Here is a 23360-nt window from a genome sequence, read left to right as displayed (position 1 = left end):
ATGGAAACAAGCAATTTTATGTAATCAGGCGCTCCGTATTCGGATCATCTGACAGTATAAATCAACGCCAAATGCCGAAGTAAGAAATGTGAGCGCTGCGTTCTCGATTCGTTAACTGTGGCAGGTCTGAATGTTGTGGGCAGGTTTCATTAACGCTGTGGGGAAACGCGACGAGGCGCGCGCCCGGCCGAGGGCTGCGAGCCGTCCCGCATGTCACATTCCGCTCAGGCGAGGCCTATGACCGGAGACCGTAGACGAGCCCATGTGGGGGCGCTCCGGCGTGGCTCTTGGATTCAGCGCGTCGCCCCGGATGATGCCGCTCGTGGCCAACATCGACGGGCTGACCCGGGCCTAGGACCAGGAACGGCCAGACCGCGCTGACGCCCGGGCGTCATGCATGAGAAGCTGTCTTGAAAGGGAAAGGGGGCGATGATCCGCCCGGATCAGAGCTCGAGATTCTCGTCGAGCACATCGGCAGAGAGCGGGAAGCGGAACTCCGCCGCATAGCCGCCGTCGAACCGGCGGACGACCTTGGCTGCTGTGCCCCCGATCCTGACCGGCGTGTTGATCGGCAGTGGCTGTTCGGTGGAAAAGGCGACCCCCGAAAGCGAGATGTCGATCACACGCACGACGTGCTCCGAACCGTCATCGAGCGTCAGCATCGAACGGGGATTGCGCGGGATGATGCGCTCGTGACGCCGGTCCTCGGGCAGTCCCAGTTCATCGCGATTGGCCAGCCATGTCAGCTGGGCGGTGAATTTCTCGCGCTTGCGGCTGGTCGCGGTGATGGTCATCGCGAAGCCTTCCAGCGTGGTGCGGACGGCAATACCCTCAATACGCCCGAGATGTTCGAGATAGACGATGACCCGCTCTCCGGGATGGGCCTTGGCGGGAGCGACGAGATGCAGGCCGCCCGGGGAGATGTCGACGGTCTGGCAGGGGTACTCCATGCGGTTCGGAAGCATGTAGCGCCCGAGCAGCACGACCTTCATACGCTGATGCCGCCTGCGCTCGACAGGGCGGATGGCCGGACGGGAGGTGTGCTGCGCACTAAGCATCTGATCAGCCTGATTTGGGCCGACCCTAGCGGCGGGAGGATTAACGATACGTTAGCTCTTCAGTTTCTGCCGCCCGGAAGGACCAGGAATTTCGGGGGCATGACGCGTGCAACGGGTTCAGGCGCACGCTGGCTATGGGCCGACGGCCACAGCATGCGGAGCGAGATCATGCGCATCGAGGCCAGGGTGTCTAGTCCTAGCCATTCCGGCGTCAGGGCGGGGGAGAGCGCCCCCAAAACGCGTGCATGGGTCCGCCCGCGATAGCGCAGCGGCAGCAACAGCAGTTCGAGATAGACCGGAGAGCCGTTTAGGGTTTCGGCCGAGAGGCCAGCAACGGCGCCGGCGGATTCATCCATCACGGTTTGTACGAGGCGGCGCATTTCGCCCTGGGCTTCCACGTCCGGCCAGAGTGCAGCAAAGGCGCGTCCGCGCAGTTCGCTGCCGAAGAGGGCACAGAGCCGCGTGCCGGCGAGCCGAAAGACAGGCCCGATCGGCTCATTCTCGAGAACGAACGTATCGGCGAGGGCATGACGCAGCGCACCTGGTTCGATCTCGCCCCGTTCCGGCGCGGAACGCTCGCCGCGCAGCACGTCCCAGTAATCGAACACAAGGCGGGTGCTCATGTTTTTCATTCTGACATCCTGTCCTGTCTGCGTACGCCGCAAGTCCGAATACGTGTCGCAAAGGCACATATCCGTCAGAGCGCGGGACGTTTCGGTCCCTGCCGAATCGCGAGACGCAGTGGGCATGCCGTCTTGCCATGGGGGGCGGGCAGGACGACGGGCGCAGGCTCGTTAGGGTTAACGAAACCTTAGCATTGTGGATAACCCGTTAAAATGCTTATCAAATGCAAGACAGTTCGAGGGCCTGCCGCGAGGCGGACCCGGGGCAGATTGGGGTGAATGGGGGGCGTGACCGTGCTGCCGACGCTTCGCGCTTCGGCAGGGCCACAGCCGAAAAAGGGAGGGCCGGTGGCCCTCCCTTTTTCATTCAGCTCGGTCAAAGGGAAGCACCAGCCGGCTTGCGTCTCAGGTGCGGCTTCGGCAAGGGTTGCGCAGCATGTCCCAGATTCCCGCCGGCCCGTCGGCCCCGCCAGAGCGCGAACCGATCCTGAACCTGCCATCCGCCGTCGTCTGGCTGATCGCCGCGCTCGCGCTGATCCAGGCCGGGCGCTCCGTGCTTTCGGAGTATGACGACTTCCTATTGATGTCCTGGCTCGCTTTCGTGCCGGCGCGGCTGAGCCTTTGGTTCGACCCCGGCCGTGCGCAGGACATGCTTGCTGAGCTGACGCAAAGGATGGCCGGGCAGGATCTGGCGGACCGGTTGCAGCTTGTGCGGTTGCTGATTGCCGATGGCGGTCCGCGGCTTTGGACCTTGCTCACCTATGGTCTGCTGCACGGCTCCTGGGTGCATCTGCTCTCAAATGTCGTCTGGCTTGCGGCCTTCGGCAGCCCGGTGGCGCGCCGCCTCGGAACCGGGCGCTTTCTCAATCTAATGGCGCTTTCGACGATCGGCGGCGCTCTGCTGCACTGGTGGTCACGCGATCTCGATGTGCTGCCTTTGGTTGGCGCCTCCGCCGCCGTTTCAGGAGCGACTGCCGCTGCGATCCGCTTCGTCTTCGCGCCCGGCTTGCACTTCGGCGGGTTGGCGGATGACGCCGTGGTGCGCTCGATTCCTGCCGAGCCTTTCGGGCAGCTCTGGCGCAATCCGCGTGCCCTGATCTTCATCGTGATCTGGTTCGCGACAAATTTCCTGTTCGGCGCGGGGCTGGTTCCGATCCTGGGCGAGGACACCAGCATTGCCTGGGAAGCGCATATCGGCGGCTTTCTCGTCGGACTCCTGCTGTTCCCGCTGCTCGATCGCGGCGCGGTACGGCGCTGAGCGGTCCCGAGACCGCCGATCGCACGCGGCTTCGCGCCATTCGCCTTGCCGTCGCCCCGGTCTTCGCCCACACTCCCGGTTCTGCGAAGGGCTTGCGACGGCCTCTTTGGCGACTTGACCCGTCATCGGCCGGGCAACGCTCCCGTTGATTTCGCGCGCCAGGGCGATGGTGTGCCAAACAGGAGGAACGCGTTCATGAACGTCGCGCAGATTCTCGGTAACAAGGGGCACGATGTCATCTCGGTGCAGCCGCATCGTACGCTCGCCGAGGCAATCCGCACGCTTGGCGAGAAGCGTATCGGCGCAGTCGTGGTCGCTGGCGCCGACGGCAGCTTGCTCGGAATCCTGTCCGAAAGAGACATCATCCGCGCTCTTGCCGAAACGGGGACGGCCGCATTGGAGAGCCCGGTCTCGCGGATCATGACCGCCAAGGTCGTTACCTGCCGCCATGAGACCAGCGTTGACGAGTTGATGGAGCTGATGACGGTGGGCCGCTTCCGCCATGTTCCGGTGCTTGAGAACGGGCGGATCACGGGCATCGTCTCGATCGGTGACGTCGTGAAGCACCGTGTCGCCGAGATCGAGGCGGAGAGCCGCGCCATGCGGGACTATATCGCGATGGCCTGAGGCCGGTCTGCCCTGCAGAGCGAGCGGCCGGGATCAGTCGGCCGCGATGTGATTGCTCGCGACCATGGCTGCGATCTCGTCGAGCGCGCGCCGTGCGGCGACGCGGCCGAGTTCCATGGCCTCATCGGCTCGATGGAAATCGAACAAGCCGACCTTGGCGAGCTTGGGTCCGATCATGACGTCGGGCGGGTCGCCGGCCAGCCGCGAGCGCGAGATGCGATCCTGGGTGATGTTGAAGGCATCGACCATCACACCGGCGAGCCCCGGCTGATCGTTGCTGGCGCGGCCGAGGAAGCCGCGCATGCGCCGTGCCGCACCGTTGATACCGTCGAGCCAGCGTGAGGTCGGGCGAATGTCGAGCTCAGGCAGGGGGGCGGGGTCCGGATCCGAGCTGTGGTTCTGGATGGTCGTGCCGCGTCCCGAGAGGTCGCTGTTGAGGTTGACGCAGATCACGACATCGGCGCCGAGCGCGCGTGCGGCGGTGACTGGCACAGGGTTGACCAGTGCGCCATCCATCAGCCAGCGTCCGCCGAGCTTCACCGGATCGAAGACGCCGGGCAGCGCATAGGAGGCGCGCAGGGCCTCGACGAGCGGGCCGTGGGTCAGCCAGATTTCGTGGCCCGTGCCGAGTTCTGTGGCCACGGCGACGAAGCGCTGAGGCAGGGCCTCGATGCGGATGCCGACGAGGTCGCGTTCAAGCAGCCGCTTCAGGCGGCCACCCGAGATGAGGCCCGCGCCGCCGATGTGGAAGTCCATCAATCCGACGACACGGCGCTTGGTCAGGCCCATGGCGAATTCGGTCAGCGCCGGCAGCTTTCCCGCGGAAAAGCAGCCGCCGACCACGGCGCCGATCGATGTTCCGGCAATGACATCGGGGCCGAAACCCGCTTCAGTCAGGACCTCGAGCACGCCGATATGGGCCCAGCCGCGCGCAGCACCGCCACCGAGAGCAAGGCCGATCCTGGGTCTGCTGCTGCGCCGCCGCAGCGGTTCGGTCCTAAGGTCGTTCATAGAGGCCACGCCGCCGCCCATTCCGAAGGCCCGTCGAGCAATACCATCCCATAACATGATCCCGACCCTCCGCGGGTGGATCATTGTCTCGCGAGAAAGTGAGGAGAACCTGAATCACACGCGCGACGATTGCCCTAACAAGCGGATTTGACAGAAAAATGTTAGATTGGTGAAAGTATTGCCAACGCGGCCCTGCGTCACGTGGCGACCAAGGTGAGAGGCTCGGCTGCGGCATCGCGCAGCGACTTCACCCGGTAAAAGCACGAGTGCCGACCGGTGTGGCAGCAACCACCATCGCCTGCGACCTTCACCTTCAGCCAAATGGCATCCTGGTCGCAGTCGACGCGCATCTCGAGGATAGTCTGGACCTGCCCGGAGGTGGCGCCCTTGTGCCAGAGCTCCTTGCGCGAGCGCGACCAGTACCAGGCCTCTCCCGTTGCGATGCTGCGTTGAAGGGCTTCGGCATTCATATGGGCGACCATCAGGAGTTCGCCCGTCTCGGCGTCGGTCGTCACGCAGGTGACGAGGCCGCTGCTGTCGAAGCGCGGCGCCAGCGTTGTGCCTTCCTCGAGCGCATGCTTATCGGACAAAACGGGGAAGCTGGACATTGGCGGCTCCGCAGCAGGACAGGGCGCATCCCGCGAGGCGCCCTTTATCATGGCAGCGGTGGTTATCGCCAATGCCGGGTCGCTCCAACCCTACAGGCCAGGCGACTTGACCATGGTGAAGAAGCGGACCTGTTCGGCAGGGTCCTTGAACACGCCGGTATATTGCGTGGTCAGTGTCGATGAACCCTGCTTCAGCACGCCCCGCATCGACATGCACATATGCTCGGCCTCGACCAGAACGGCGACGCCGCGGGGTTCGAGCGCCTTGTCGATGATCCGGGCTATCTGCGCCGTCATCGCCTCCTGGGTCTGGAGGCGCCGGGCGTAGACATCGACGATGCGAGCCAGCTTCGACAGGCCGACCACCCCCTTTGCGGGGTAGTAGCCGATATGCGCCTTGCCGACGAAAGGCACCATGTGGTGCTCGCAATGCGAATGGAACGGGATGTCGCGGACGAGGACCATGTCCTGATAATTGTCCACTTCCTCGAAGACGCGGTCGAGGATCTCGTCGGGATTTTCGGAGTAGCCCCTGTAGAATTCCTTGTAGGCCTTGGTGACGCGCTGCGGCGTTTCAAGCAACCCTTCGCGGGTTGGGTCGTCGCCAGCCCAGAGAAGGAGGGTGCGCACAGCCTCCTCAGCCTCCTCCTGGGTCGGACGCCTGTCCAGAAACTTGTCAGCGGAGGGGCTGAGAGCCCTCTCGACGGACAAGGACTTAACCACAGGGATCATGTGGTGCCTCCCGTTACGGTTCGTGTCCCAAGGCCTAGCGATGCAGTTTCGGCGGGTCGCCGTGACATCGCGTCGCCTCGTAAGAATTGCGACAAGTTCTGCTCCTGCGGCATCATCGGGCGCCACCATCTCCCGCACGCAGGCGTTCCACCCTATATTGGAACCGCGCGCCGGTCATTCCAGAGCCGGCGAGGACCAAGTCATGCTGAGCGACGTCTACAACAAACGCATCCTGGAACTGGCAGGAAACATCCCGCTGCTCGAGCGATTGCCGGTGCCGGACGCGACTGCGACAGCACATTCCCGGCTGTGCGGCTCCACCGTCACTGTCGACCTGACGATGGATGGCGATGTCGTCACCGGCTTCGGGCATGACGTCAAAGCCTGTGCGCTTGGGCAGGCGTCCTCCGCGATCATGGCCCGCCACGTTATCGGGTCTACGGCCGGCGAACTTCGCGCGGTTCGCGAGCAGGCGCGTGCGATCCTGAAGGAGCATGCCGAGCCGCCTGCCGGCAAGTGGAGCGATCTCGCCGTTCTGGTGCCGGTGCGCGACTATAAGGCGCGCCATGCCTCGACCATGCTGACCTTCGACGCCGTGATCGACGCGATCGGCCAGATCGAGGCGCGGCGCGAGGCCTTGGCGCCGGCAGCCAAGGTTGCGGCGCTCAGGTGAGCCCCAGCGACTTTCGGATTTCTGGGCGTGTCTCGTCGAAGCGCTGCTTGAAGGCTCGGTCCGCCAGAAGCGCTTCGGCAACCTGTCGGCCGATTTTCTCGCCCGCCACGAGGTCGCTGGCATAATGGAAGCCGCAAACCAGCCGGCTCTCGCCATAGCTTGTGACGCGCTCCGCGAACTTGTCTTTCAGCTCCGGGGCGGCATCGCTGAGCAGTGCGGCATAGAGCGCGGCAGTCGCGGCATGGCCGGCGGGGAAGGATGTCCCTTCCGGCCTGCCGCCGGGGCAGGGCTTGACCCTGACCTTGTTCCACATCGCAAAGGGCCTGGTCCGCGCAGTCAGGCGGCGCACACTGAGGAGCACAATGCCGAGTTCGATATTCGCTTCGCGGAAAAGCAGCCGAACCTCGCGGTGCTCGGAGAGGTGCGCGTCGATTCCCATGCCTTCGAGAAAGCGGGCGAGCGTCTGATATTGATCCGCGATCGCGGCTTTCTCGCGCTCCGGCGTCCGGTTCAGCGTGATCTGAAGGACCTCTTCGAACTCCTTCCTGTGCTCGGGCGAGTTCATTGCCGGTGGCAGGCCGATGATCTTGGCGACATCGATCTTGCCGGGCTCAAGCCAGAGGAGGCTGTTCCGCTGCTGGGCAGGCGCTGATGTCAGCGACAAAAGCAAGGCGGCGGGAACCAGAATGGAGGTCGCGCCGATGCGGAAACGGGAGGCCGATCGCGGAGCGGAGCAAAGCATGAGCGAATCTCAAAATGAAACAGGTAATGACGAAGAACGATGAAATGACATCGGTGCGCGTGTTGTCACGTCTTTTTGCGCGTGCACCCCGTTCTGGCGCGCATTGGTTGATTCGCGGTTACCAGCTCAGCGTCTCGATGCTGATCGGACGGCAATGTCGGCATTGGCCAAGCTGCTCGACCTACACGGACGAGGCGATCCAGCGCTTTGGTCTCTGGCGCGGCGGCTGGATCGGGGTCGCGCGGATCTGCCGCTGTACGCCGCTCGGCACCAGCGGCATCGATCTCGTCTGCGAGGAGCTGCCACCAAAGGCGCGCTGGTACCTGCCCTGGCGCTATGGCCGCTGGCGCGGCGTCAATGCGCCTCCCGTGGAGTAGGTCGCGTCCAGCGGCCTCTGCCATCGGGGGGCATGCGCCGAGATCAACGTGGCTTGCTTCCGGCCTGGGCGCTCTGCATCGCCGCCCTGCAGCCCTCGGAGAATGCGGCCTGTCTTTCGCGGAAACAGGCGACAAGCCGTCCACCACCAGGCTTCACGCCCGGGCAATTGGCGACGAAGTCTTCCCGACAGGCCTTGCGCATGGCGGCGGTGTCCTGCGCGAGGACAGGCGGTGCCGCGAGAAGGGCGAGGGCAATCAATGCCGTCCTGCTCATTGGGCGCTCCCAAATCTGAACCGGCACAGCTTACAAGCCATTCTGGCGGGCGTATGGCAGGCTGGAGGCCCTGGGCGAAATCGGCGGGATGCTGCACCGGCGAGTGATTGCGCGGTTGGCGCGCCTCGTATAGGCGAGACGCACGCGTGAGCCGAAACCGGCTGCAGGCTCCCGCGACTTCACAGATGCAGCCGGCCTTGACTTACGGGGTTCGTTTCCCCGAGTGAGCAGGACTATGATCGATGACGATCTCCCTGACCTTTCCTGATGGTGCAAAGCGCGAGTTTCCGGCCGGGATCACCGGCAAGGAGATCGCTGGCGGCATCTCACCTTCCCTTTTGAAGCGCACAGTCGCGATGGCGCTTGACGGCACCGTCGTGGACCTCGGCGACGCGATCACGAAGGACTCGAAGATCGAGTTCCTCAACCGCGAAGATCCGCGCGCGCTCGAACTGATCCGCCATGATTGCGCCCACGTGCTCGCCGAAGCCGTGCAGGAACTCTATCCCGGCACGCAGGTCACGATCGGTCCGGTGATCGAGAACGGCTTCTTCTACGATTTTTTCCGGAACGAGCCGTTCTCTCCAGAGGATTTCGCGCCGATCGAAAAGAAGATGCGCGAGATCATTGCGCGCGACAAAGCCTTCACCAAGGAAGAGTGGAGCCGCGACAGGGCGAAGCAATTCTTCCGCGACAAGGGCGAGGACTTCAAGGTCGAGCTCGTCGATGCGATCCCGGAAGATCAGACCCTGAAGATGTACGCTCAGGGTGACTGGATCGACCTCTGCCGCGGGCCGCACATGACCTCGGTCGGCAAGGTCGGCAACGCCTTCAAACTGATGAAGGTGGCGGGCGCCTATTGGCGCGGCGACAGCAACAACCCGATGCTGACGCGGATCTACGGCACCGCCTTCGCCAAGCAGGAGGAACTCGACGCGCATCTCAAGCAGATCGAGGAGGCGGAGAAGCGCGACCATCGCAAGCTCGGCCGGGAAATGGACCTGTTCCATTTCCAGGAGGAGGGGCCGGGCGTCGTCTTCTGGCACTCGAAGGGCTGGCGCCTGTTCCAGGAGATCATCGCTTATATGCGCCGGCGGCTCGCCGCCGATTACGAGGAGGTCAATGCGCCGCAGATCCTCGACAAGTCGCTCTGGGAAACCTCAGGCCACTGGGGCTGGTATCAGGACAACATGTTCGCGGTTAAATCGGCCGGCGCGCTCGAGCATCCGAATGATCCGGAGAAGGACCAGCGCATGTTCGCGCTGAAGCCGATGAACTGCCCCGGCCATGTCCAGATCTTCAAGCATGGGCTCAAGAGCTATCGCGACCTGCCGATCCGGCTCGCCGAGTTCGGGGCGGTCCATCGCTACGAGCCCTCTGGCGCGCTGCACGGGCTGATGCGTGTGCGCGGCTTCACCCAGGACGACGCGCATATCTTCTGCGCTGAGAACGACCTGGCGGCGGAGTGCCTGAAGATCAATGACCTGATCCTCTCGGTCTATGCCGATTTCGGCTTTACCGACGATCTCGTCATCAAGCTTTCGACACGCCCGGAGAAGCGCGTCGGTACCGATGCGATGTGGGACCACGCCGAAGACGTGATGACCAAGGTGCTGGATCTGATCGCCCGGCAATCCGGCAACCGGATCAAGACGGAGATCAACCCGGGCGAGGGCGCCTTCTATGGCCCCAAGTTCGAGTATGTCCTTCGCGATGCGATTGGGCGGGACTGGCAGTGCGGCACGACGCAGGTCGACTTCAACCTGCCGGAACGCTTTGGCGCCTTCTATATCGGCTCCGATGGCGAGAAGAAGACGCCGAGCATGGTGCATCGCGCGATTTGCGGTTCGCTGGAGCGCTTCACCGGCATCCTGATCGAACATCATGCCGGACATTTCCCGCTCTGGCTCGCGCCGGAACAGATCCTGGTCTGCCCGATCACCTCGGAGGCCGATGCCTATGCCGAGCAGGTCACCATTGCGTGCATGAACCAGGGCCTCCGGGCACGCGCCGATCTTCGCAACGAGAAGATCAGCTACAAGGTGCGGGAGCACTCGCTTGCCAAGGTTCCGGTGATCCTGGCCGTCGGCAAGCGCGAGGCCGAGGAGCGCACGGTGACCGTCCGCCGCCTCGGCAGCCAGCAGCAGACGGTGATGAGCCTGGACGAGGCACTGGTGGCGTTCACCACGGAGGCGACGCCTCCGGATCTGGCTCGCCGCAAGGCCGAGATGGCAGCGTCCTGAAAACGCGCATCATGCGGGGCTCGCCAAATCCGGGCCCCGCATGCCAGAGTGCCGGGGATGCTGACGGGATCTTATCGCAAGCGGCTCGAAGCCGATTTGAGTCGCTGGGTCGCTGAGGGACTTGTCAGCTCTGACAGCGCGACCGCAATTCGTGGCTCGCTGCAGCGCGACGGGGGCTTTCGGCTGCCGGGGCTGCTCGGGATGTTGGGCGGATTGCTCATCGCCGCCAGCGTGGCAGCCTTCGTCGCGGCGAACTGGGAGGAGATTCCGCGGTTGACGAAGCTGGCGATGATCCTGGCCAGTATCGTGGTCGCGCTCGGGATTTCAGCCCGCCTCGAAACCCGAGGGTCCAAGCTTGGTGCAGATGCCGCCTCGACCTGCGGTGTCCTCTGTTTTGCTGCCGGCGTCGCTCTGGTCGGCCAGATGTACCATTTGCCGACGGATTGGCCGGGGGGCGCGCTCCTGATCGCGCTCGGCGCATTGGCGGTCGCGTTGCTGCAGCGCTCGGACGGTGCCCTGATCGTTGCATTCATCGCTCTGGCAAGCTGGAGCTGGGGGCGCTGGGAGGATAGCGGCGGCTCGCTCCAGCTCTATTTCCTGCTCGGCTATGTGCCGGCGCTGTGGTTGGCATTGGGGCGCCGCGCCCGGCTCGTGCATCATGTCGCCGTCCTCTCGCTCGCGTGCTGGCTGGCGCTCGTACCCGGTGACTGGCTGCGTGGTTCCTTCGACTACTGGCTCCTGGCCTATGGGCTCGCACTCTCGACCTCCTATGTCGTGCTCGGTGCGGTGGCACTGGATCGCGGTGGGCCGGCTCTGCTGAGCGCCTGCCTGCCCTGGGGGCTGCTCGGGCTGATGGTGGTGCTTGATGTCGAGCTGATCCGCATCCTCGATTCCAGCTGGTCGCGGGGCGGGCAGGCGAGCTGGCCTGTCTATCTCGCCTATGCCGTTGCCGTGCCTGGCGTGCTCGCCTTCGTTGCGTTGGCGCGCGAGCGGCGCTTTGCGGTTCCTCTTGCTATCGCCCTCCTGTGCGCGCTCCTGGTGCCGACGATCTTCTGGATGGGTGGTGCGATGCGCCTGCCTGGCAAGGTGGTGGTAGCGAGTCTCGTCCTGGCGAGCGCCGTGGGGTTGATCGCCGCCGGAGCGATCGGCGGAGTCCGGCGTTTGGTCGTGGCCGGCGCGGCGTTGTTCGGTGTCGCCATCCTGATCCTGCTTTGGCAGACCATCGGCAGCCTGCTCGACCAGTCGCTGTTCTTCCTGATCGCAGGCGCGGTGCTGCTGCTGCTTGCCGGTGGTGCGCGGCGGCTTTTCGCGCGCCTCGCCCGGCCGGTTGGGGAGGCGCCGTGATGGATGCGTTTGCCACCGACAGGGTCGTCGCCCGCGTGCCGGCCATAGTGCGGGCCGTTGTCTCGATGGTCGTGCTCTGCGGCGCGATCGGGATGCTCGTCGAAGGGCGGGCTCGCATCCTGCGCTCCGGCAGCGAGGTGAGGTTGAGGACGGCACCAGTCGATCCGCGTGACCTGTTTCGGGGTGATTACGTCATCCTGAACTACGATATCAGTACGCTCGACCTTGCAGGCCTCCAGGGGGACCGCGACTTCAGCCGCGGCGATCCTATCCATGTGCAGCTCACGGCTGGCACCGATGGCTTCGCCCGGCCTGTCGGAGCCTACAAGATCAGGCCGCTGGCAAGCGGGACGGACGTGGTGATCGAAGGCCATGTGCTCACCGCTGGCGTGTGCCCGCGAGCGGAGAACGGGACCGTCGATTGCTCGCGAACCCGCAACGGAGTGCGTGTCGCCTATGGGCTCGAGAGCTACTTCGTGCCGCAAGGCACCGGGCTCGCGATCGAGCGCACTGAACGCAGCAGATTGGAAGTCGTTGCGGCCGTTGCGCCTTCGGGCAGTTCTGCGATCAAGCGGTTGCTGATCGACGGCAAGCTGGTCCACGCCGAGCCGCCCTTCTAGGGCTGGCTCGCGTCGGCGTTGCCCATGGCAATGCGATCCTCCGCTTAAATATCAATATTATCAATGCATTGCTGGTGAGGCCCTGCGGGTCGCGGAGTCGTGATTGATCGATCCGCCGCCTTTCCAGCGGGCGCGCGGTGGCTGCCATCTTCCGCGCATATTCCGGAGACACATAGATGTGATCCCGCTTCCCCATAGCGGCCGCAGCGATAGCGTTATATGAACGTTAGATGAACGGAATCGGCAGGCTCCGTTCATGTTTGGTCCGGCCTTCAGGGTCCGGGTGGTTGGCCTGAAACACCGATGGCCGTGTTCCTCGCGTTCCGGAGAAGCTGCTGGTGTCGCATTTCCCGTCATTCGGGCACTACCTTCTTCGCGGCGCGGGAGCGCTGGCCGCGAGACCGGTGGGACGCGACATGCGGATCGATGCCGTCCGCGGGCTGGCGCTGTTGATCATCTTCATCAACCACATGCCGGGAAACGTCGTCGCTGCCGTGATGCCGCATAATTTCGGCTTCTCGGATGCGGCCGACATCTTCGTCTTCCTGGCTGGCGTCTCGGCCACGCTCGCCTATGGCTCGGTGATCGAGCGCCGTGGCCTCGGCATGGGAGCGCTCCGGATTGGGGGGCGCATCTGGACGCTCTACATCGCCCATATCGCGGTTTTCATCATCGTCTGCGGGGTTGTGGCGCGGGCTGTGACGACCACCCAGAACCCGCTCTATATCGAAGCGATCAATATCCAGCCCTTCTTCAACGACACGCTCTCGGCACTGGTCGATGCGCTGACGCTGACCTATCAGCCGAATTATCTCGACATCCTGCCGCTCTATATCGTGCTGCTGGCCGCTTTTCCGCTGATCTATCGGGCCGTGCGCTTCAATCCTGCGCTGGCACTCCTGGGTTCGGTGCTGGTCTGGCAGGTCGCGGTCACTTTCGAGGTGAACCTGCCGAATGCGGGGACGCCGGGCTGGTTCTTCAATCCCTTTGCCTGGCAGCTCGTCTTCACGCTCGGCGTGGTGGTCGGCCGCGGCGTGCAGATGGGCGTCGTCATGCCGAGGTCGGCCATCATCGATGCCCTCGCATTTGCCGTTGTCGTGCTTGCCCTGATCATCAAAGTTTCGGCGGGAAACCCGTTTGGCATCGCGGCCTTGAACGAGTGGATCGAGAACCTGCAGATCGGCAGCGACAAGACCAATCTGGCCTGGACACGCCTGCTGCATCTGGCGGCTCTGGCCTGGCTCTTCGTTCGTTTCGTGCCGGCGCAGTCGGCGCTGGTTTGCGGAGTGGTTGGGCGCCGACTTGCAGTATTGGGCCGGCATTCCCTCGAGATCTTTTGCACCGGTATCGTGCTCGCGATCATTGGACAGATCATTCTGGCCGAAACCTATTTCGCCTTGAGCATACAGTTGCTGGTTTGTCTCGGTGGCATTACGATACTGACAGTGCTAGGAAATTTCCTATCGTGGTATCAGTCCAACGCGCTCCGTGGTTCCGCAGAGAAGCCGGCTTCCGGGCTGCACAATTCTGCGCCGCAATCCTGACCATCGCACTCGTCACCAGTTCTGTTCAGGCTGGGCCTCTGACGCTCGCCGGCCGGGCCGATCTGCGCTGCCGTTCGGGGGCGGCCCAGTTTCCCTTTCAACCGATGCTGCCGGCCGCCAAGAGAGTCCTGCGGGATACGGGCAAGCTCACCATCGTTGCGCTCGGCTCGTCGGCCACGGCCGGAGCCGGGGCAAGCGAGATCAGCCACAGCTACCCCGCGGTTCTCGAGGCCGAGCTCAAGCGCCGGCTGCCGGAGGCCGAGGTCAAGGTTGTCAACAAGGGCGTTGGTGGCCAGTCGGCCTATGACATGCTTCAGCGGATGGACACCGAGGTCCTTGAGGAGAAGCCGACGCTGGTAATCTGGCAGACGGCGGTCAACGACGCTGTCCGCGATATCGGCGAGGAGAAGCTGGCGAAAATCTTGCGCAAAGGCATTCGCAAGCTCCGGGATGCCGATGTCGACACCGTCCTGATCGATCTGCCCTGGCTACCGCGCGAAGAGCGCTATCCGAAATATGACGATTACCGTGCTGTCCTGGCAAAGGTCGCGGAGGAACAAGGTGTTGCGGTGTTCCCGCGCTACGGCATCATGAAGAACTGGGCGAGAGCAAAGCAGTTCACAGCCGAGGAACTCGTTGGCATGGACGGGCTCCATATGGTCGATTCCGGCTATCGCTGCCTCGCGGTCAGGATCGCGGACGGGATTGCCGCCGAACTGACCGGGGCCAAGCTCGGCCTTGCTGAAGCTCCCGGCGCCAGCAACTGAACATTGCGGCTATGGTCCTCCCGCCGGAGGACGAGTTCACTTCGTCGCGATGACCTCAATATCCCGATCGAGTCCACTCTCGACCTTGAAGTCCTTCGAGAAGATCTGGCCTTCCTGACGTGCAATCAACACGTAGTCGCCTTCGGCCAGGATCACTTGCGGGAAAGCACCAATGGCTTCGCGAATGACGTCACCGCCGGGGGTCAGCACGCTGAAGGCGGTACCGGCGAAGGCCTCGCCACCGGGGGACGCGACGAGCTTCAGCGTTACCCGAGCGGCCCGGTGGTGCAGTGTGGCGTCGGTGACCTTCCCCGATTCCACGGTCACATCAGCGCGCTGGATCGCGTTGGAATCGCCATAAGTCGAGACCACGTGATAGGTGCCTTCAGGCAAGCGGATCAGCTCGCCTGCCTTGGCATTGCCGACCAGGCGACCTTCCGAGTTCCCCTGCAACGGCACGAAGATCGAGAATGAAAGCTGTGCTGCCTGGATCGGCGTCTCGCCGATCGAGCCTGCGAGGGTGAGGCCGCCGGCGCTGATCGGAATCTGTTCGCGCGTTCCTTGCGGGCCGAGCACGACCCGCTTGGTGCCGCTGGCAAAGCCATAGGCGGCGTGCAGCACATAGGAGCCAGGTTCGAGGGAGAACACCGGTTCTGCATCATTCGAGCGGGCGACGATGCGCGGCGGCGAACCGTCTACGGACTCGACGAGAACGCGCCAGACGAGGCCGGAGCGGATCGGCTTGCGGTCATTGGCGAATTGCGCGCTGGCGCTGAGATTGGCCGAGCCGACCGTCGCGGTGCTTCCCGGCGTCGGCGAGGGGGAGATCTCCGGGGTAATCGGTGGCGAGGGCGACAGCGGAACGATCTGCGCGATCGCAGTCGTCAGGGAGAAGAGCAGCGCCACGGCAGCCGAAGACAGGCGCGTGAGCATTCGCACGCGCGGAGCGCTGGCCAGGGCCCGTCTCTGGAAACGATCCAATTCAAACATGCTCATAGTCCTTGACGCCCTTGCGCCCGCGTCTGAGCAGGCTTGCTTGTCCTCTTCATGGCAAACCACTAGTTCAGATGCCAGTAGCGCTGGCGGCCCCGTCTGCTCCGCCGGCCGTTTCTCTCGCCCGGAAGTCTCATGACCGATACGCTCGCCCTGCTCAAGCTGCGCCGTTCGGTGCCGCCGCAATTCCTGACGGCTCCTGGCCCAAGCGCCGACCAACTCCGCGACCTTTTGACCATTGGCACGCGTGTGCCCGATCACGGCAAGCTTGCGCCGTGGCGCTTCGTTCTGTTCGAGGGCGCCGCCCGCGAGACGGCCGCCGATGTGGTCGCAAAGGTGTTTCGCGCCAGGAATCCCGATGCCGACGACGAGAAGGTTGCGTTCGAGAGGAAGCGCCTGACCCATGCACCGCTGATCATCGGCGTGGTCTCGCGCGCTCGGCCTCATGTCAAAATTCCGGAATGGGAGCAGGAGCTTTCCGCCGGCGCCGTCTGCATGAACATCCTCGTGGCTGCTCACGCGATGGGTTTCGGCGCCTCCTGGCTGACCAACTGGTTCTCGTTCGATCGCGACGTGCTCTCTGCGTTCGGGCTCGCTGACGACGAGCGCATGGCAGGCTTCATCCATATCGGCACGCCCGAAACCGTCCCCGCCGACCGGGACCGGCCGGTGCTCGCCGATATCGTCAGCCATTACGGGGCCTGAGCCGATGATCTACTCGACCGCGCTCCAGGACCATGGCCTGCCGCATGATCCCTTCAAGGCGATCGTGACGCCGCGTCCGATCGGCTGGATCACGGCGCGGAGTGCCAAGGGCGAGATCAATCTCTCGCCCTACAGCTTTTTCAACGCTGTCTCGTCGCGGCCGCATATTGTGATGTTCTCCTCCGAGGACAAGAAGGACGCGGTTTCCTTCATCGAGGAGACGGGCGAGTTCACCTGCTCGCTGGTCACCAAGGCATTGGCGCAACAGATGAACCTGACATCGGCGCCGCTGCCGCGCGGGACGAGCGAATACGAGCATTCCGGGCTCGCAATGGCCGAGTCCAAATTCGTGAAGCCTCCGCGTGTCGCCGGCAGTCCGGCCGCGCTCGAGTGCAAGCTGCTCTCCATCCAGCAGCTCAAAGACCTCGACGACAAGCCGGTGCCGCGCTGGATGGTGCTGGGTCAGGTCGTCGGGATCTTCATGGATGAGGCCTATGTCCGTGACGGACGCTTCGACACGGCCGCGGCCCATCCGATCGCGCGCTGTGGCTACGCGGACTATGCCGAGGTGGACCACCTGTTCTCGATCATCCGCCCGACCGGCGGCTGAGCAGGGCCCGTGCCGCGGCCGCCGGACGAGGATGACGACTGGCGAATGACCGTCAACCTGCTTGCGATCATCGCCACTCTGCTTCTGCTTGGCGCTGGAATCTGGCTGCTCCTCGGACTCGATCGCGCGCGGAAGGCTCAGGATTGCCTGTCCTCGACCCAGCGCAACTGCCGGCAGATCCGCATTCCCTGATCGGAAAGGCTGGAAAATCGCGTCTTCAGAATCGGTTGTGCCCGCTCATCGACCCAGCTTGTCAGCCCGCGCCTTCAGGCGCTGTGCCCTGACAAGGTGGGGGCGATCGAGCATCTCGCCGTTGAGCCCGATCACACCCACACCCGGATTTTCCGCGAACAGGGCGATGATGGCATCGGCCTTGGCGACGTCCTCGGGCGCTGGAGCGAAGACCTCGTTGATGACCGCAACCTGCGCCGGATGGATCGCCATCTTGCCGGTGAAGCCATCGCGGCGGGCCGCGATGCATTCGGTGCGAAAGCCATCGGCATCACGGAAGTTCGTGAAGACGGTATCGATCGCATCGACCTGCGACGACGCGGCGGCAAAGAGCGTGAGCGATCGGGCGAGGCGGTAGGGATCGGTATAGGAACCGTCGCTCAGCCGGTTGGTCTCGGCGCCGAGATCTGCAGACAGGTCTTCCGCGCCCCAGGTCAGGGCCGCGAGCCGATGGGTCGCGCCAGCATAGCTGCCGAGGCCGAAGATGCCCTTTCCGGTTTCGGTGGCGATCGGAATGATCCGCGTCGCGCCGTCGGGGAGTTCGCATTCCGCCTCGCGAACCGCGATCCGGGCGGCGAGATGCGAGACATCGGTGCCGCCCTCGGATTTGGGCAGCATGATCGCATCGGGGGCACCCGGCATGATCATGTCGAGGTCCGCATCGCTGAGACCGGTCGTAAGCGCATTGATGCGCACGATCAGGAGGGGCCGCTTCGCCTGTTGGCGAGCCGCCTTGAGGAAACCCAGACTGATCGTGCGGGCCTGGGCCTTGCCGTCGAGTGCGACGGAATCCTCCAGGTCCAGGATCAGCGCATCGGCGCCGCTCTCCAGGCCCTTCTGGAGCTTCTTCGGGCTGTCGCCCGGTACGAAAAGGAGCGAACGCATCCGGTCAGACCGCAATTGTCGTGGCTTCGGGATGCTTGCGCATGAAGGCCTGGCGGCGGCATTGGGCGACCAAGGTGCCGTCCTGCTTATAGGCGCGATGGTGGAACTCGACGATCCCGGCATCGGGGCGCGAGCGGGACTCACGCTTGCTGACGATTTCGGTGACGCAGTTCACGGTGTCGCCCTCGAAGAGTGGAGCAGGGAAGGTCACGTCGGTCATGCCGAGATTGCCGATGGTGGTGCCGACCGTGGTGTCGTTGACGGAGATGCCGATCATCAGCCCGAGCGTGAACAGGGAGTTCATCAGCGGCTTACCCCATTCCGTCTCGGTCGCGCAGAAATGCGCATCGATATGAAGAGGTTGTGGATTCAAGGTCATGTTCGAGAAGAGCATGTTGTCCATCTGGGTCACGGTGCGCGTAAGCCCGTGCTCGATGACCGCGCCGACCTGGAAATCCTCGAAATAGATCCCGCCGCGCTTGTGGCGCTTCACCTCGGTCATGAACGCTCCTCCAAAGCCGCATTCCGGCGCTGTAAGCCGGCTCGGTGATTCCGCGTGTTTAACGGTTCGCTTACCATAATTGGGGCAGTCTCCACAGGAGCTCCGGCACCTTGCGCTCGGGCTGCCTGAGAGTCTGCATGTTCCTGTTCACGACGCCTACGACGCGCGAGACTGCACCGGCCAATCCGGTCGTCAATGCCATTCGCGACGGCGCCGAAAGGAGCGGTGCCGGCTTCGATTACCTCCTGAAGACGGCGCAGCGCGAATCGGCGCTTGATCCCGACGCGAAAGCCAAGACCTCGAGCGCCACCGGGCTGTTTCAGTTCATCGAGCAGACCTGGCTTTCGATGGTGAAGCAGGAAGGGCCGAAGCAGGGGCTTTCCAATTACGCCAATGCGATCAGCGCCGACGAGACCGGCCGACTCAGCGTGCCGGACGCCGCGACGCGAGAAAAGATCCTGCAGCTGCGCAATGATCCGCAAGTGGCTGCCGTCATGGCCGGAGCGCTGACCCAGAAGAACCGCGACCAGCTTGCCTCGACGCTCGGCCGCCAGCCGAATGCCGGCGAGCTCTACATGGCGCATGTGCTCGGTTCGCGTGGCGCGAGCGACCTCATTCGCGCCGCCGGCAACGATCCGATGCGGGTCGCAGCCAGGGACTTTCCCGAGGCCGCTTCAGCCAATCGCAACATCTTCTTCGACAAGTCAGGCCGCGCTCGCACGGCCCAGGAGGTCTACGGCGTGCTGGCGGCGAGCCACGCCAACACGCAGCTTGCCGCAGCGACCACGACTGGGAGCGTCAAGTCCGCGGCCGGCACTGACCAGGCGGTGCCGATTGCTGCCGCGTTGGCGCCGGATCGGGCCAAGGGGTTGATCGGGCTGTTCTCGACCGAGGGCTCGCGTCAGCCGGTCTCCAAGGCGGTGGCCAATCTCTGGACCACACCGCGCAGCGATGCTTCGCGTCTGGCGGCGCTCGATCCGGCCGACCGCTATTTCCCTCGGCAGGGTGCGAGCGACGCCGCTCCAACGAACGCGTCCGCCCCAACGGCGCCCACGAATCCGACGACTGCCACAACCGCTCCCTTGCCGCCGTCGCGCCCGGTCGATCTGACCCAGGCCGGGAACACTGCACCTAAATCCGCGGCGAAGCCGCGTCGTGCCCCGCTCGATCTTTCCGCCTTCATGGTCCAGCGGAGCGGCACATGATCGTTCGCCGTTTCCTGCTCTGGGCCCGCACGGCCAATGCCGAGGCCCGCGCCTCCGGCGCAGCCGCGCTTGCGGGCGCCTATTTGCACTCCGGCATGTCCGACGAGGATCGCCGCGAGGCCGAAACTGCGCTGATCGCGCTGATCGAGGATCCCTCGCCCCTGGTTCGCCGTGCCATAGCCGAGGAGGTTGCGACCTCGCCGCGTGCGCCGCGTGCGCTGATCCTCAACCTCATCGCCGAGCAAAGCGACGTGAATGCACTGGTTCTGGCGCATTCACCGGTGCTGACAGAGGCGGACCTGGTCGACGCGGCTGCCATCGGGGACGCTTTGGCGCAACGCGCCATCGCACAGCGGCCCTGCCTGCCGACCAGTGTCGCGGCAGCGCTTGCCGAAGTCGGGTGCGAGGAAGCGCTGCTGGCCCTGGCAGGCAATCGCAGCGCGTGGATTCCGACATTCTCACTTGAGCGCATGTTCGAGCGCGCGGGTGGCTCCGGGGCCTTGCGCGAGGCGCTCCTTGCCCGGAACGATCTGCCCGCAGGGCTGCGCCAGGCCATTGCAGGGCGAATGTCGGATGCGTTGGCGAGCTTCGTCTCCGGCTGCGGCTGGCTGACGCCGGAGCGCAGCGCCAGGCTGGCGCGCGAGTCGACCGAGCGGGTTGCCGTCGCACTCGCAGCAGGCGGCGAAGACAGCGATGCGCCTGCGATCGTCGAATGCCTGCGCGAGAATGGCCGGCTGACGCCGGGGCTGATGCTGCGCTCGCTTCTCAGCGTCGAGCCTGCCCTGGCGGAGGCGGCATTCTCGTCGCTCTCGGGTCTGCCGCTCGCTCGCGTGTCGGCGATCCTCCGGGACCGGAGCGGCGCGAGCTTGCGCGGGCTCTACCGCAAGGCGGGCATGCCGGGCTCCTTGCTGCCGGCCTTTGTTGCGGCGATCGCTGCGTTGAACCTATCCGGCTTCGAACGGGTGAGCGGAACGCAGGGCATCGACCGCGCCGTCATGGCAAGCGTCATGAGCTACTGCGAGCGGCTCGAAGGCAGCGAGGCCGATTCGCTGAACGGGCTGCTGCGGCGGCTCGATGCCGAGGCGGCACGTGAGGAAGCGCGGTCGATGGCGGATTCGTTTGCAGACGATGCGGCGCTCGCCCTGCTGGTCGAGGCTGACCCATCCCTGCTGGTCGAACTCGACGAGGCGGATCTTCGAAGCGCCGCCTGAGGCGGCGTCACCGGCTGGTCAATAGCCGAATTGCTCGCGCAGGATGCGTTCGTCCAGGCTGTGGCCGGGATCATGCAGCATGACGAGGTCGATGCTCCGATCGATTGCGATCGCGACCGAGACGACATTGTCGATCTGGATATGGTCTGCCATCGCGCTGACCGGGCGTTTTGGCGCTTCCAGCACCTCGATCATGACCTGTGCCTGGTCGGGAAGCAGGGCCCCCCGCCAGCGCCGCGGGCGAAAGGCGGCGATCGGGGTCAGGGCCAGCAGCGGCGCATCGAGCGGCAGGATCGGGCCATTGGCCGAGAGATTATAGGCTGTCGAGCCCGCCGGCGTCGCCAGCAGGATACCGTCGGAAATCAGCTCCTCCAGCCGTACCTGGCCATCGACGGACAGGCGCAGCTTCGCCGCCTGGTAGGAGCGGCGGAGTAGGGACACTTCATTGATCGCCTTGGCACGGAATTCCCGCCCATTCTCGTCGATCGCGAGCATCGAAAGCGGGTGGACGATGCTGCGATGAGCGGCTTCTAGCCGTTTGGTCAGGCCGCGCTCGCGGAACTCGTTCATCAGGAAGCCGACCGAGCCGCGATTCATGCCGTAGATCGGCTTGCCTGTGCCGATGAAGCGATGCAGCGTCTGCAACATCAGCCCGTCGCCACCAAGCGCCACGATGACATCGGCGCTGTCGCAATCGGCATTGCCATAGCGCGCGACGAGCTTCTCCAGCGCGGCTTCTGCCTCTGGCGTCTCACTGGCGACGAAGGAGATGGCTGCGAAGCGCGCGGTCATCAGGGGGTCCGGATCAGCCAGGCTCAGGGGCAAGGAGTGGCTGGCATAGCACGGCGGTGACGGAAGGGGCGAGCCAGGGCGGGCATAAAAAAGCCGGGGTCGCCCCCGGCTCGATGCGCAGCGATGCCGCATGCCTCAGATGGACGTGGTCCATTGCACGGGGACGAGCTCGAAGCCGTTGCCCGATTTCGCGATGTGGCCGGTGGCTGGGAATGGCGCGTGGTAGAATGCGACCTGCATCTTGTCCGCGGCGACCATGTCGAGCAGCTTGCGGCGTGTGGCGGCAGCTTGCGGGCCGTCCATATCGAACACCGCGGACCAGTCGGGATTGCGGGCGAATAGGGCTGGGTGGTTGGTCGTGTCCGACATCACCATCATCCTCGCCGTGCCGGAGCTGAGCGCGAAGGTGGTGTGGCCGGGCGTATGGCCAGGGGCCGCAATGGCGGTGATGCCGGGCAGGATTTCCTTGCCGGCCTCAAACTGCTTCACATCCTTGGCAATCGGGCCGAAGACGCGGCGGACGCCGCCAAATGCCCCCTTCATGGCCTCGGGTGCGGCACTCATCCTGGCGTCGTCCATCCAGAAGCTCCATTCTGCCGCTGGGACCATGACCTCGGCATTGGGGAAAACGGCCGAGCCGTCTTTCAGGCGAAAGCCGTTGATATGGTCGCCGTGGAAATGGCTGAAGACAACCGTAGATACATCTTTCGGATCGAAACCGGCGGCGCGGAAATTGGCGAGCCAGGTTCCGGAGGTCGGTGCGCCCGAATCGCCATTGCCGGTATCGATCAGGATGAGTTTTCCGCCGCTCTGGATGGCGAGCGTCGTGAAGGTGATGTTCAATGCATCGGCTGGCAGGAAGGCCTGCGCCATCGCCGTCTTGACGTCCGCGAGTTCCGCATTGCGGACGAAACCCTCGAGCGGACGACGGGCGAAACCGTCATTGATCGCGGTGAGGATCATGTCACCGATCTTGTAGCGATAGTATCCGGGCGCCTGATTCACGGGGGCTCCTTGCGCTTGAGCCGGTGTGAGCCCGGCGGGTAAATCCAACGTGGTGGCAACAGCGAGCGCGCCGGCACCGGCAATCACGGTGCGGCGCGACGGACTAAAAGGTGGCATTGCAGTCTCCCTGGGCGCGTCTTCGGCCTGGGCAGCAGCCTAGCGTCCGATTCGGGGGCTTCAACCGCGCGGGGGTGTTGCAGGGTCAAGTTTCCGTGAGTGGTGCGTTCGTGATGCGCTGGCCGTCTGCCGGCACGCGATGGTCGTGCGAAGGGACGCTGGCAGCCAGCAGTCCGTCATAACGCGCGAGCGCCCGCAGCATGGCCGCGCAAAGAGCCAATGAGCCGAGCATGGCGTTGCCCGAACATTCGGCGACCAGGGCTTGGAAGGCCGCGCTGTCCTCATCGGCGAGACATCGCAGGCTCCAGCTCCACTCCGGAGCCTTCTGGCGCAGCAGATTGATAGCGACGTCGATATTGGCGCTGACCAGGCCAAGCGCCTTCCAGAGCGATCCCTGTTGATAGATGCCGCCCATGGGCGTGCGGCGGCCGACGAGATGGCTCGGCTTGCGCCGTACGGTGAAGCCCAGAGCCTCATAGATATCGGCATCAAGCGCGCGATCGGGCCTTTCGGCCGTCTCGCAACGCTCGGCCAGCGCGAGCAAGTGTTCCCGTCTGTCCATGGCCGTTCGCCTAGCCCGGAGGCTCTTACACCATCGCTTGC

27 protein-coding genes are annotated in these 23360 nt (G+C 64.4%); 14 read left to right on the top strand and 13 right to left on the bottom strand.

The window, feature by feature from the left end; all coding sequences use genetic code 11:
* Positions 1-443: 443 nt before the first annotated feature.
* Together AB4099_RS00205 and AB4099_RS00200 are read right to left on the bottom strand one after the other, a co-directional pair.
* The gene (locus tag AB4099_RS00205; RefSeq protein WP_113514225.1) at positions 444-1058 is read right to left on the bottom strand and encodes a PilZ domain-containing protein; all 615 of its coding nucleotides are present in this window, start codon (positions 1056-1058) and stop codon (positions 444-446) included.
* A 59-nt stretch (positions 1059-1117) separates the two neighbouring features.
* The gene (locus AB4099_RS00200) at positions 1118-1681 is read right to left on the bottom strand and encodes a PAS domain-containing protein (RefSeq protein WP_162768097.1); all 564 of its coding nucleotides are present in this window, start codon (positions 1679-1681) and stop codon (positions 1118-1120) included.
* 436 nt (positions 1682-2117) lie between these two features.
* Here AB4099_RS00200 and AB4099_RS00195 point away from each other — a divergent pair, with 436 nt between their 5' ends.
* Both AB4099_RS00195 and AB4099_RS00190 read left to right on the top strand, forming a co-directional pair.
* Complete coding sequence (locus AB4099_RS00195) at positions 2118-2939, top strand: rhomboid family intramembrane serine protease (protein WP_113514229.1); 822 nt, start codon at positions 2118-2120, stop codon at positions 2937-2939.
* 195 nt (positions 2940-3134) lie between these two features.
* Complete coding sequence (locus tag AB4099_RS00190) at positions 3135-3566, top strand: CBS domain-containing protein (RefSeq protein WP_113514231.1); 432 nt, start codon at positions 3135-3137, stop codon at positions 3564-3566.
* A gap of 33 nt (positions 3567-3599) precedes the next feature.
* Here the strand turns inward: AB4099_RS00190 and AB4099_RS00185 are convergent, their stop codons facing one another.
* From AB4099_RS00185 to folE, 3 genes are all read right to left on the bottom strand, one after another.
* Positions 3600-4577, bottom strand: coding sequence for a patatin-like phospholipase family protein (locus AB4099_RS00185; RefSeq protein ID WP_441476631.1), 978 nt, complete (start codon positions 4575-4577; stop codon positions 3600-3602).
* A gap of 197 nt (positions 4578-4774) precedes the next feature.
* Entirely contained in the window at positions 4775-5185 is a 411-nt protein-coding gene (gene hisI, locus AB4099_RS00180; protein WP_441476630.1) for a phosphoribosyl-AMP cyclohydrolase, read from the bottom strand.
* Positions 5186-5275: 90 nt separating this feature from the next.
* Positions 5276-5917 carry a GTP cyclohydrolase I FolE gene (gene folE / locus AB4099_RS00175; RefSeq protein WP_441476629.1) on the bottom strand — a complete coding sequence of 214 codons (642 nt, stop codon included), beginning with the start codon at positions 5915-5917 and terminating at the stop codon, positions 5276-5278.
* Positions 5918-6119: 202 nt separating this feature from the next.
* On the opposite strand from folE, the gene AB4099_RS00170 reads away from it, so the two are divergent.
* Positions 6120-6590, top strand: coding sequence for an iron-sulfur cluster assembly scaffold protein (locus AB4099_RS00170; RefSeq protein WP_441476628.1), 471 nt, complete (start codon positions 6120-6122; stop codon positions 6588-6590).
* Here the strand turns inward: AB4099_RS00170 and AB4099_RS00165 are convergent.
* A complete protein-coding gene (locus tag AB4099_RS00165) occupies positions 6583-7332 on the bottom strand; it encodes a phosphatase PAP2 family protein (protein WP_113514241.1) in 750 nt (249 codons plus the stop codon). The two genes, AB4099_RS00170 and AB4099_RS00165, sit on opposite strands and share 8 nt — an antisense overlap.
* A 44-nt stretch (positions 7333-7376) precedes the next feature.
* On the opposite strand from AB4099_RS00165, the gene yidD reads away from it, so the two are divergent.
* Positions 7377-7709, top strand: coding sequence for a membrane protein insertion efficiency factor YidD (gene yidD / locus AB4099_RS00160; RefSeq protein ID WP_113514297.1), 333 nt, complete (start codon positions 7377-7379; stop codon positions 7707-7709).
* Between the two features lie 43 nt (positions 7710-7752).
* Here the strand turns inward: yidD and AB4099_RS00155 are convergent, their stop codons facing one another.
* Complete coding sequence (locus tag AB4099_RS00155) at positions 7753-7983, bottom strand: hypothetical protein (RefSeq protein ID WP_441476627.1); 231 nt, start codon at positions 7981-7983, stop codon at positions 7753-7755.
* Positions 7984-8225: 242 nt separating this feature from the next.
* On the opposite strand from AB4099_RS00155, the gene thrS reads away from it, so the two are divergent.
* From thrS to AB4099_RS00130, 5 genes are all read left to right on the top strand, one after another.
* Entirely contained in the window at positions 8226-10226 is a 2001-nt protein-coding gene (thrS, locus tag AB4099_RS00150) for a threonine--tRNA ligase (protein ID WP_113514245.1), read from the top strand.
* A 57-nt stretch (positions 10227-10283) separates the two neighbouring features.
* Positions 10284-11570 (top strand): DUF2157 domain-containing protein, encoded by a 1287-nt coding sequence (locus tag AB4099_RS00145; RefSeq protein ID WP_441476626.1) that lies wholly within the window; start codon positions 10284-10286, stop codon positions 11568-11570.
* Positions 11570-12190: a GDYXXLXY domain-containing protein gene (locus AB4099_RS00140; protein WP_441476625.1), complete on the top strand. Its 621-nt coding sequence runs from the start codon at positions 11570-11572 to the stop codon at positions 12188-12190. The genes AB4099_RS00145 and AB4099_RS00140 overlap by 1 nt, the downstream gene beginning before the upstream one ends.
* A 338-nt stretch (positions 12191-12528) precedes the next feature.
* The gene (locus tag AB4099_RS00135) at positions 12529-13734 is read left to right on the top strand and encodes an OpgC family protein (protein ID WP_441476624.1); all 1206 of its coding nucleotides are present in this window, start codon (positions 12529-12531) and stop codon (positions 13732-13734) included.
* Entirely contained in the window at positions 13656-14501 is an 846-nt protein-coding gene (locus tag AB4099_RS00130; RefSeq protein ID WP_162768098.1) for an SGNH/GDSL hydrolase family protein, read from the top strand. The genes AB4099_RS00135 and AB4099_RS00130 overlap by 79 nt, the downstream gene beginning before the upstream one ends.
* 36 nt (positions 14502-14537) lie before the next feature.
* On the opposite strand, the gene AB4099_RS00125 is transcribed toward AB4099_RS00130, so the two are convergent.
* Positions 14538-15434, bottom strand: coding sequence for a hypothetical protein (locus tag AB4099_RS00125; protein WP_113514299.1), 897 nt, complete (start codon positions 15432-15434; stop codon positions 14538-14540).
* A 195-nt stretch (positions 15435-15629) separates the two neighbouring features.
* Here AB4099_RS00125 and AB4099_RS00120 point away from each other — a divergent pair, with 195 nt between their 5' ends.
* From AB4099_RS00120 to AB4099_RS00110, 3 genes are read left to right on the top strand one after another with little or no spacing between them, the layout of a single operon-like run.
* Entirely contained in the window at positions 15630-16199 is a 570-nt protein-coding gene (locus tag AB4099_RS00120; RefSeq protein ID WP_113514256.1) for a nitroreductase family protein, read from the top strand.
* Positions 16200-16203: 4 nt separating this feature from the next.
* Positions 16204-16809, top strand: coding sequence for a flavin reductase family protein (locus AB4099_RS00115; protein ID WP_113514257.1), 606 nt, complete (start codon positions 16204-16206; stop codon positions 16807-16809).
* 9 nt (positions 16810-16818) lie between these two features.
* Complete coding sequence (locus AB4099_RS00110) at positions 16819-17001, top strand: hypothetical protein (RefSeq protein ID WP_162768099.1); 183 nt, start codon at positions 16819-16821, stop codon at positions 16999-17001.
* A 45-nt stretch (positions 17002-17046) separates the two neighbouring features.
* Here AB4099_RS00110 and AB4099_RS00105 read toward each other — a convergent pair whose 3' ends face one another.
* Together AB4099_RS00105 and AB4099_RS00100 are read right to left on the bottom strand one after the other, a co-directional pair.
* Positions 17047-17925 carry an HpcH/HpaI aldolase/citrate lyase family protein gene (locus AB4099_RS00105; protein ID WP_113514259.1) on the bottom strand — a complete coding sequence of 293 codons (879 nt, stop codon included), beginning with the start codon at positions 17923-17925 and terminating at the stop codon, positions 17047-17049.
* 4 nt (positions 17926-17929) lie between these two features.
* The gene (locus AB4099_RS00100) at positions 17930-18427 is read right to left on the bottom strand and encodes a MaoC family dehydratase (protein ID WP_043237156.1); all 498 of its coding nucleotides are present in this window, start codon (positions 18425-18427) and stop codon (positions 17930-17932) included.
* Between the two features lie 137 nt (positions 18428-18564).
* On the opposite strand from AB4099_RS00100, the gene AB4099_RS00095 reads away from it, so the two are divergent.
* Positions 18565-19632 carry a lytic transglycosylase domain-containing protein gene (locus AB4099_RS00095; RefSeq protein ID WP_113514261.1) on the top strand — a complete coding sequence of 356 codons (1068 nt, stop codon included), beginning with the start codon at positions 18565-18567 and terminating at the stop codon, positions 19630-19632.
* The gene (locus tag AB4099_RS00090) at positions 19629-20843 is read left to right on the top strand and encodes a DUF2336 domain-containing protein (RefSeq protein WP_441476623.1); all 1215 of its coding nucleotides are present in this window, start codon (positions 19629-19631) and stop codon (positions 20841-20843) included. The genes AB4099_RS00095 and AB4099_RS00090 overlap by 4 nt, the downstream gene beginning before the upstream one ends.
* Positions 20844-20861: 18 nt before the next feature.
* Here the strand turns inward: AB4099_RS00090 and AB4099_RS00085 are convergent, their stop codons facing one another.
* The 3 genes from AB4099_RS00085 to AB4099_RS00075 form a co-directional block, all read right to left on the bottom strand.
* Positions 20862-21635: an NAD kinase gene (locus tag AB4099_RS00085; protein WP_113514265.1), complete on the bottom strand. Its 774-nt coding sequence runs from the start codon at positions 21633-21635 to the stop codon at positions 20862-20864.
* A gap of 135 nt (positions 21636-21770) precedes the next feature.
* On the bottom strand, positions 21771-22640 hold the full coding sequence (locus tag AB4099_RS00080; protein WP_441476622.1) for an MBL fold metallo-hydrolase: 870 nt from the start codon (positions 22638-22640) through the stop codon (positions 21771-21773).
* 202 nt (positions 22641-22842) lie between these two features.
* Positions 22843-23319 carry a hypothetical protein gene (locus AB4099_RS00075; protein WP_441476621.1) on the bottom strand — a complete coding sequence of 159 codons (477 nt, stop codon included), beginning with the start codon at positions 23317-23319 and terminating at the stop codon, positions 22843-22845.
* Between the last annotated feature and the right edge of the window lie 41 nt (positions 23320-23360).

The sequence above is a fragment of the Allobosea sp. 2KB_26 genome (assembly GCF_052115715.1).
Lineage (GTDB): Bacteria > Pseudomonadota > Alphaproteobacteria > Rhizobiales > Beijerinckiaceae > Allobosea.
Note: the sequence above shows the minus strand (reverse complement) of the source record. Positions and strands in the feature narration are given on the sequence as shown.

What these genes read in the sequence shown, in the direction of transcription:
- AB4099_RS00205 (WP_113514225.1), bottom strand. Translation starts at nt 1,058, where the DNA reads ATGCTTAGTGCGCAGCACACCTCCCGTCCGGCCATCCGCCCTGTCGAG.
- AB4099_RS00200 (WP_162768097.1), bottom strand. Translation starts at nt 1,681, where the DNA reads ATGAGCACCCGCCTTGTGTTCGATTACTGGGACGTGCTGCGCGGCGAG.
- AB4099_RS00195 (WP_113514229.1), top strand. Translation starts at nt 2,118, where the DNA reads ATGTCCCAGATTCCCGCCGGCCCGTCGGCCCCGCCAGAGCGCGAACCG.
- AB4099_RS00190 (WP_113514231.1), top strand. Translation starts at nt 3,135, where the DNA reads ATGAACGTCGCGCAGATTCTCGGTAACAAGGGGCACGATGTCATCTCG.
- AB4099_RS00185 (WP_441476631.1), bottom strand. Translation starts at nt 4,577, where the DNA reads ATGAACGACCTTAGGACCGAACCGCTGCGGCGGCGCAGCAGCAGACCC.
- hisI (WP_441476630.1), bottom strand. Translation starts at nt 5,185, where the DNA reads ATGTCCAGCTTCCCCGTTTTGTCCGATAAGCATGCGCTCGAGGAAGGC.
- folE (WP_441476629.1), bottom strand. Translation starts at nt 5,917, where the DNA reads ATGATCCCTGTGGTTAAGTCCTTGTCCGTCGAGAGGGCTCTCAGCCCC.
- AB4099_RS00170 (WP_441476628.1), top strand. Translation starts at nt 6,120, where the DNA reads ATGCTGAGCGACGTCTACAACAAACGCATCCTGGAACTGGCAGGAAAC.
- AB4099_RS00165 (WP_113514241.1), bottom strand. Translation starts at nt 7,332, where the DNA reads ATGCTTTGCTCCGCTCCGCGATCGGCCTCCCGTTTCCGCATCGGCGCG.
- yidD (WP_113514297.1), top strand. Translation starts at nt 7,377, where the DNA reads ATGACATCGGTGCGCGTGTTGTCACGTCTTTTTGCGCGTGCACCCCGT.
- AB4099_RS00155 (WP_441476627.1), bottom strand. Translation starts at nt 7,983, where the DNA reads ATGAGCAGGACGGCATTGATTGCCCTCGCCCTTCTCGCGGCACCGCCT.
- thrS (WP_113514245.1), top strand. Translation starts at nt 8,226, where the DNA reads ATGACGATCTCCCTGACCTTTCCTGATGGTGCAAAGCGCGAGTTTCCG.
- AB4099_RS00145 (WP_441476626.1), top strand. Translation starts at nt 10,284, where the DNA reads ATGCTGACGGGATCTTATCGCAAGCGGCTCGAAGCCGATTTGAGTCGC.
- AB4099_RS00140 (WP_441476625.1), top strand. Translation starts at nt 11,570, where the DNA reads ATGGATGCGTTTGCCACCGACAGGGTCGTCGCCCGCGTGCCGGCCATA.
- AB4099_RS00125 (WP_113514299.1), bottom strand. Translation starts at nt 15,434, where the DNA reads ATGCTCACGCGCCTGTCTTCGGCTGCCGTGGCGCTGCTCTTCTCCCTG.
- AB4099_RS00120 (WP_113514256.1), top strand. Translation starts at nt 15,630, where the DNA reads ATGACCGATACGCTCGCCCTGCTCAAGCTGCGCCGTTCGGTGCCGCCG.
- AB4099_RS00115 (WP_113514257.1), top strand. Translation starts at nt 16,204, where the DNA reads ATGATCTACTCGACCGCGCTCCAGGACCATGGCCTGCCGCATGATCCC.
- AB4099_RS00105 (WP_113514259.1), bottom strand. Translation starts at nt 17,925, where the DNA reads ATGCGTTCGCTCCTTTTCGTACCGGGCGACAGCCCGAAGAAGCTCCAG.
- AB4099_RS00100 (WP_043237156.1), bottom strand. Translation starts at nt 18,427, where the DNA reads ATGACCGAGGTGAAGCGCCACAAGCGCGGCGGGATCTATTTCGAGGAT.
- AB4099_RS00095 (WP_113514261.1), top strand. Translation starts at nt 18,565, where the DNA reads ATGTTCCTGTTCACGACGCCTACGACGCGCGAGACTGCACCGGCCAAT.
- AB4099_RS00090 (WP_441476623.1), top strand. Translation starts at nt 19,629, where the DNA reads ATGATCGTTCGCCGTTTCCTGCTCTGGGCCCGCACGGCCAATGCCGAG.
- AB4099_RS00085 (WP_113514265.1), bottom strand. Translation starts at nt 21,635, where the DNA reads ATGACCGCGCGCTTCGCAGCCATCTCCTTCGTCGCCAGTGAGACGCCA.
- AB4099_RS00075 (WP_441476621.1), bottom strand. Translation starts at nt 23,319, where the DNA reads ATGGACAGACGGGAACACTTGCTCGCGCTGGCCGAGCGTTGCGAGACG.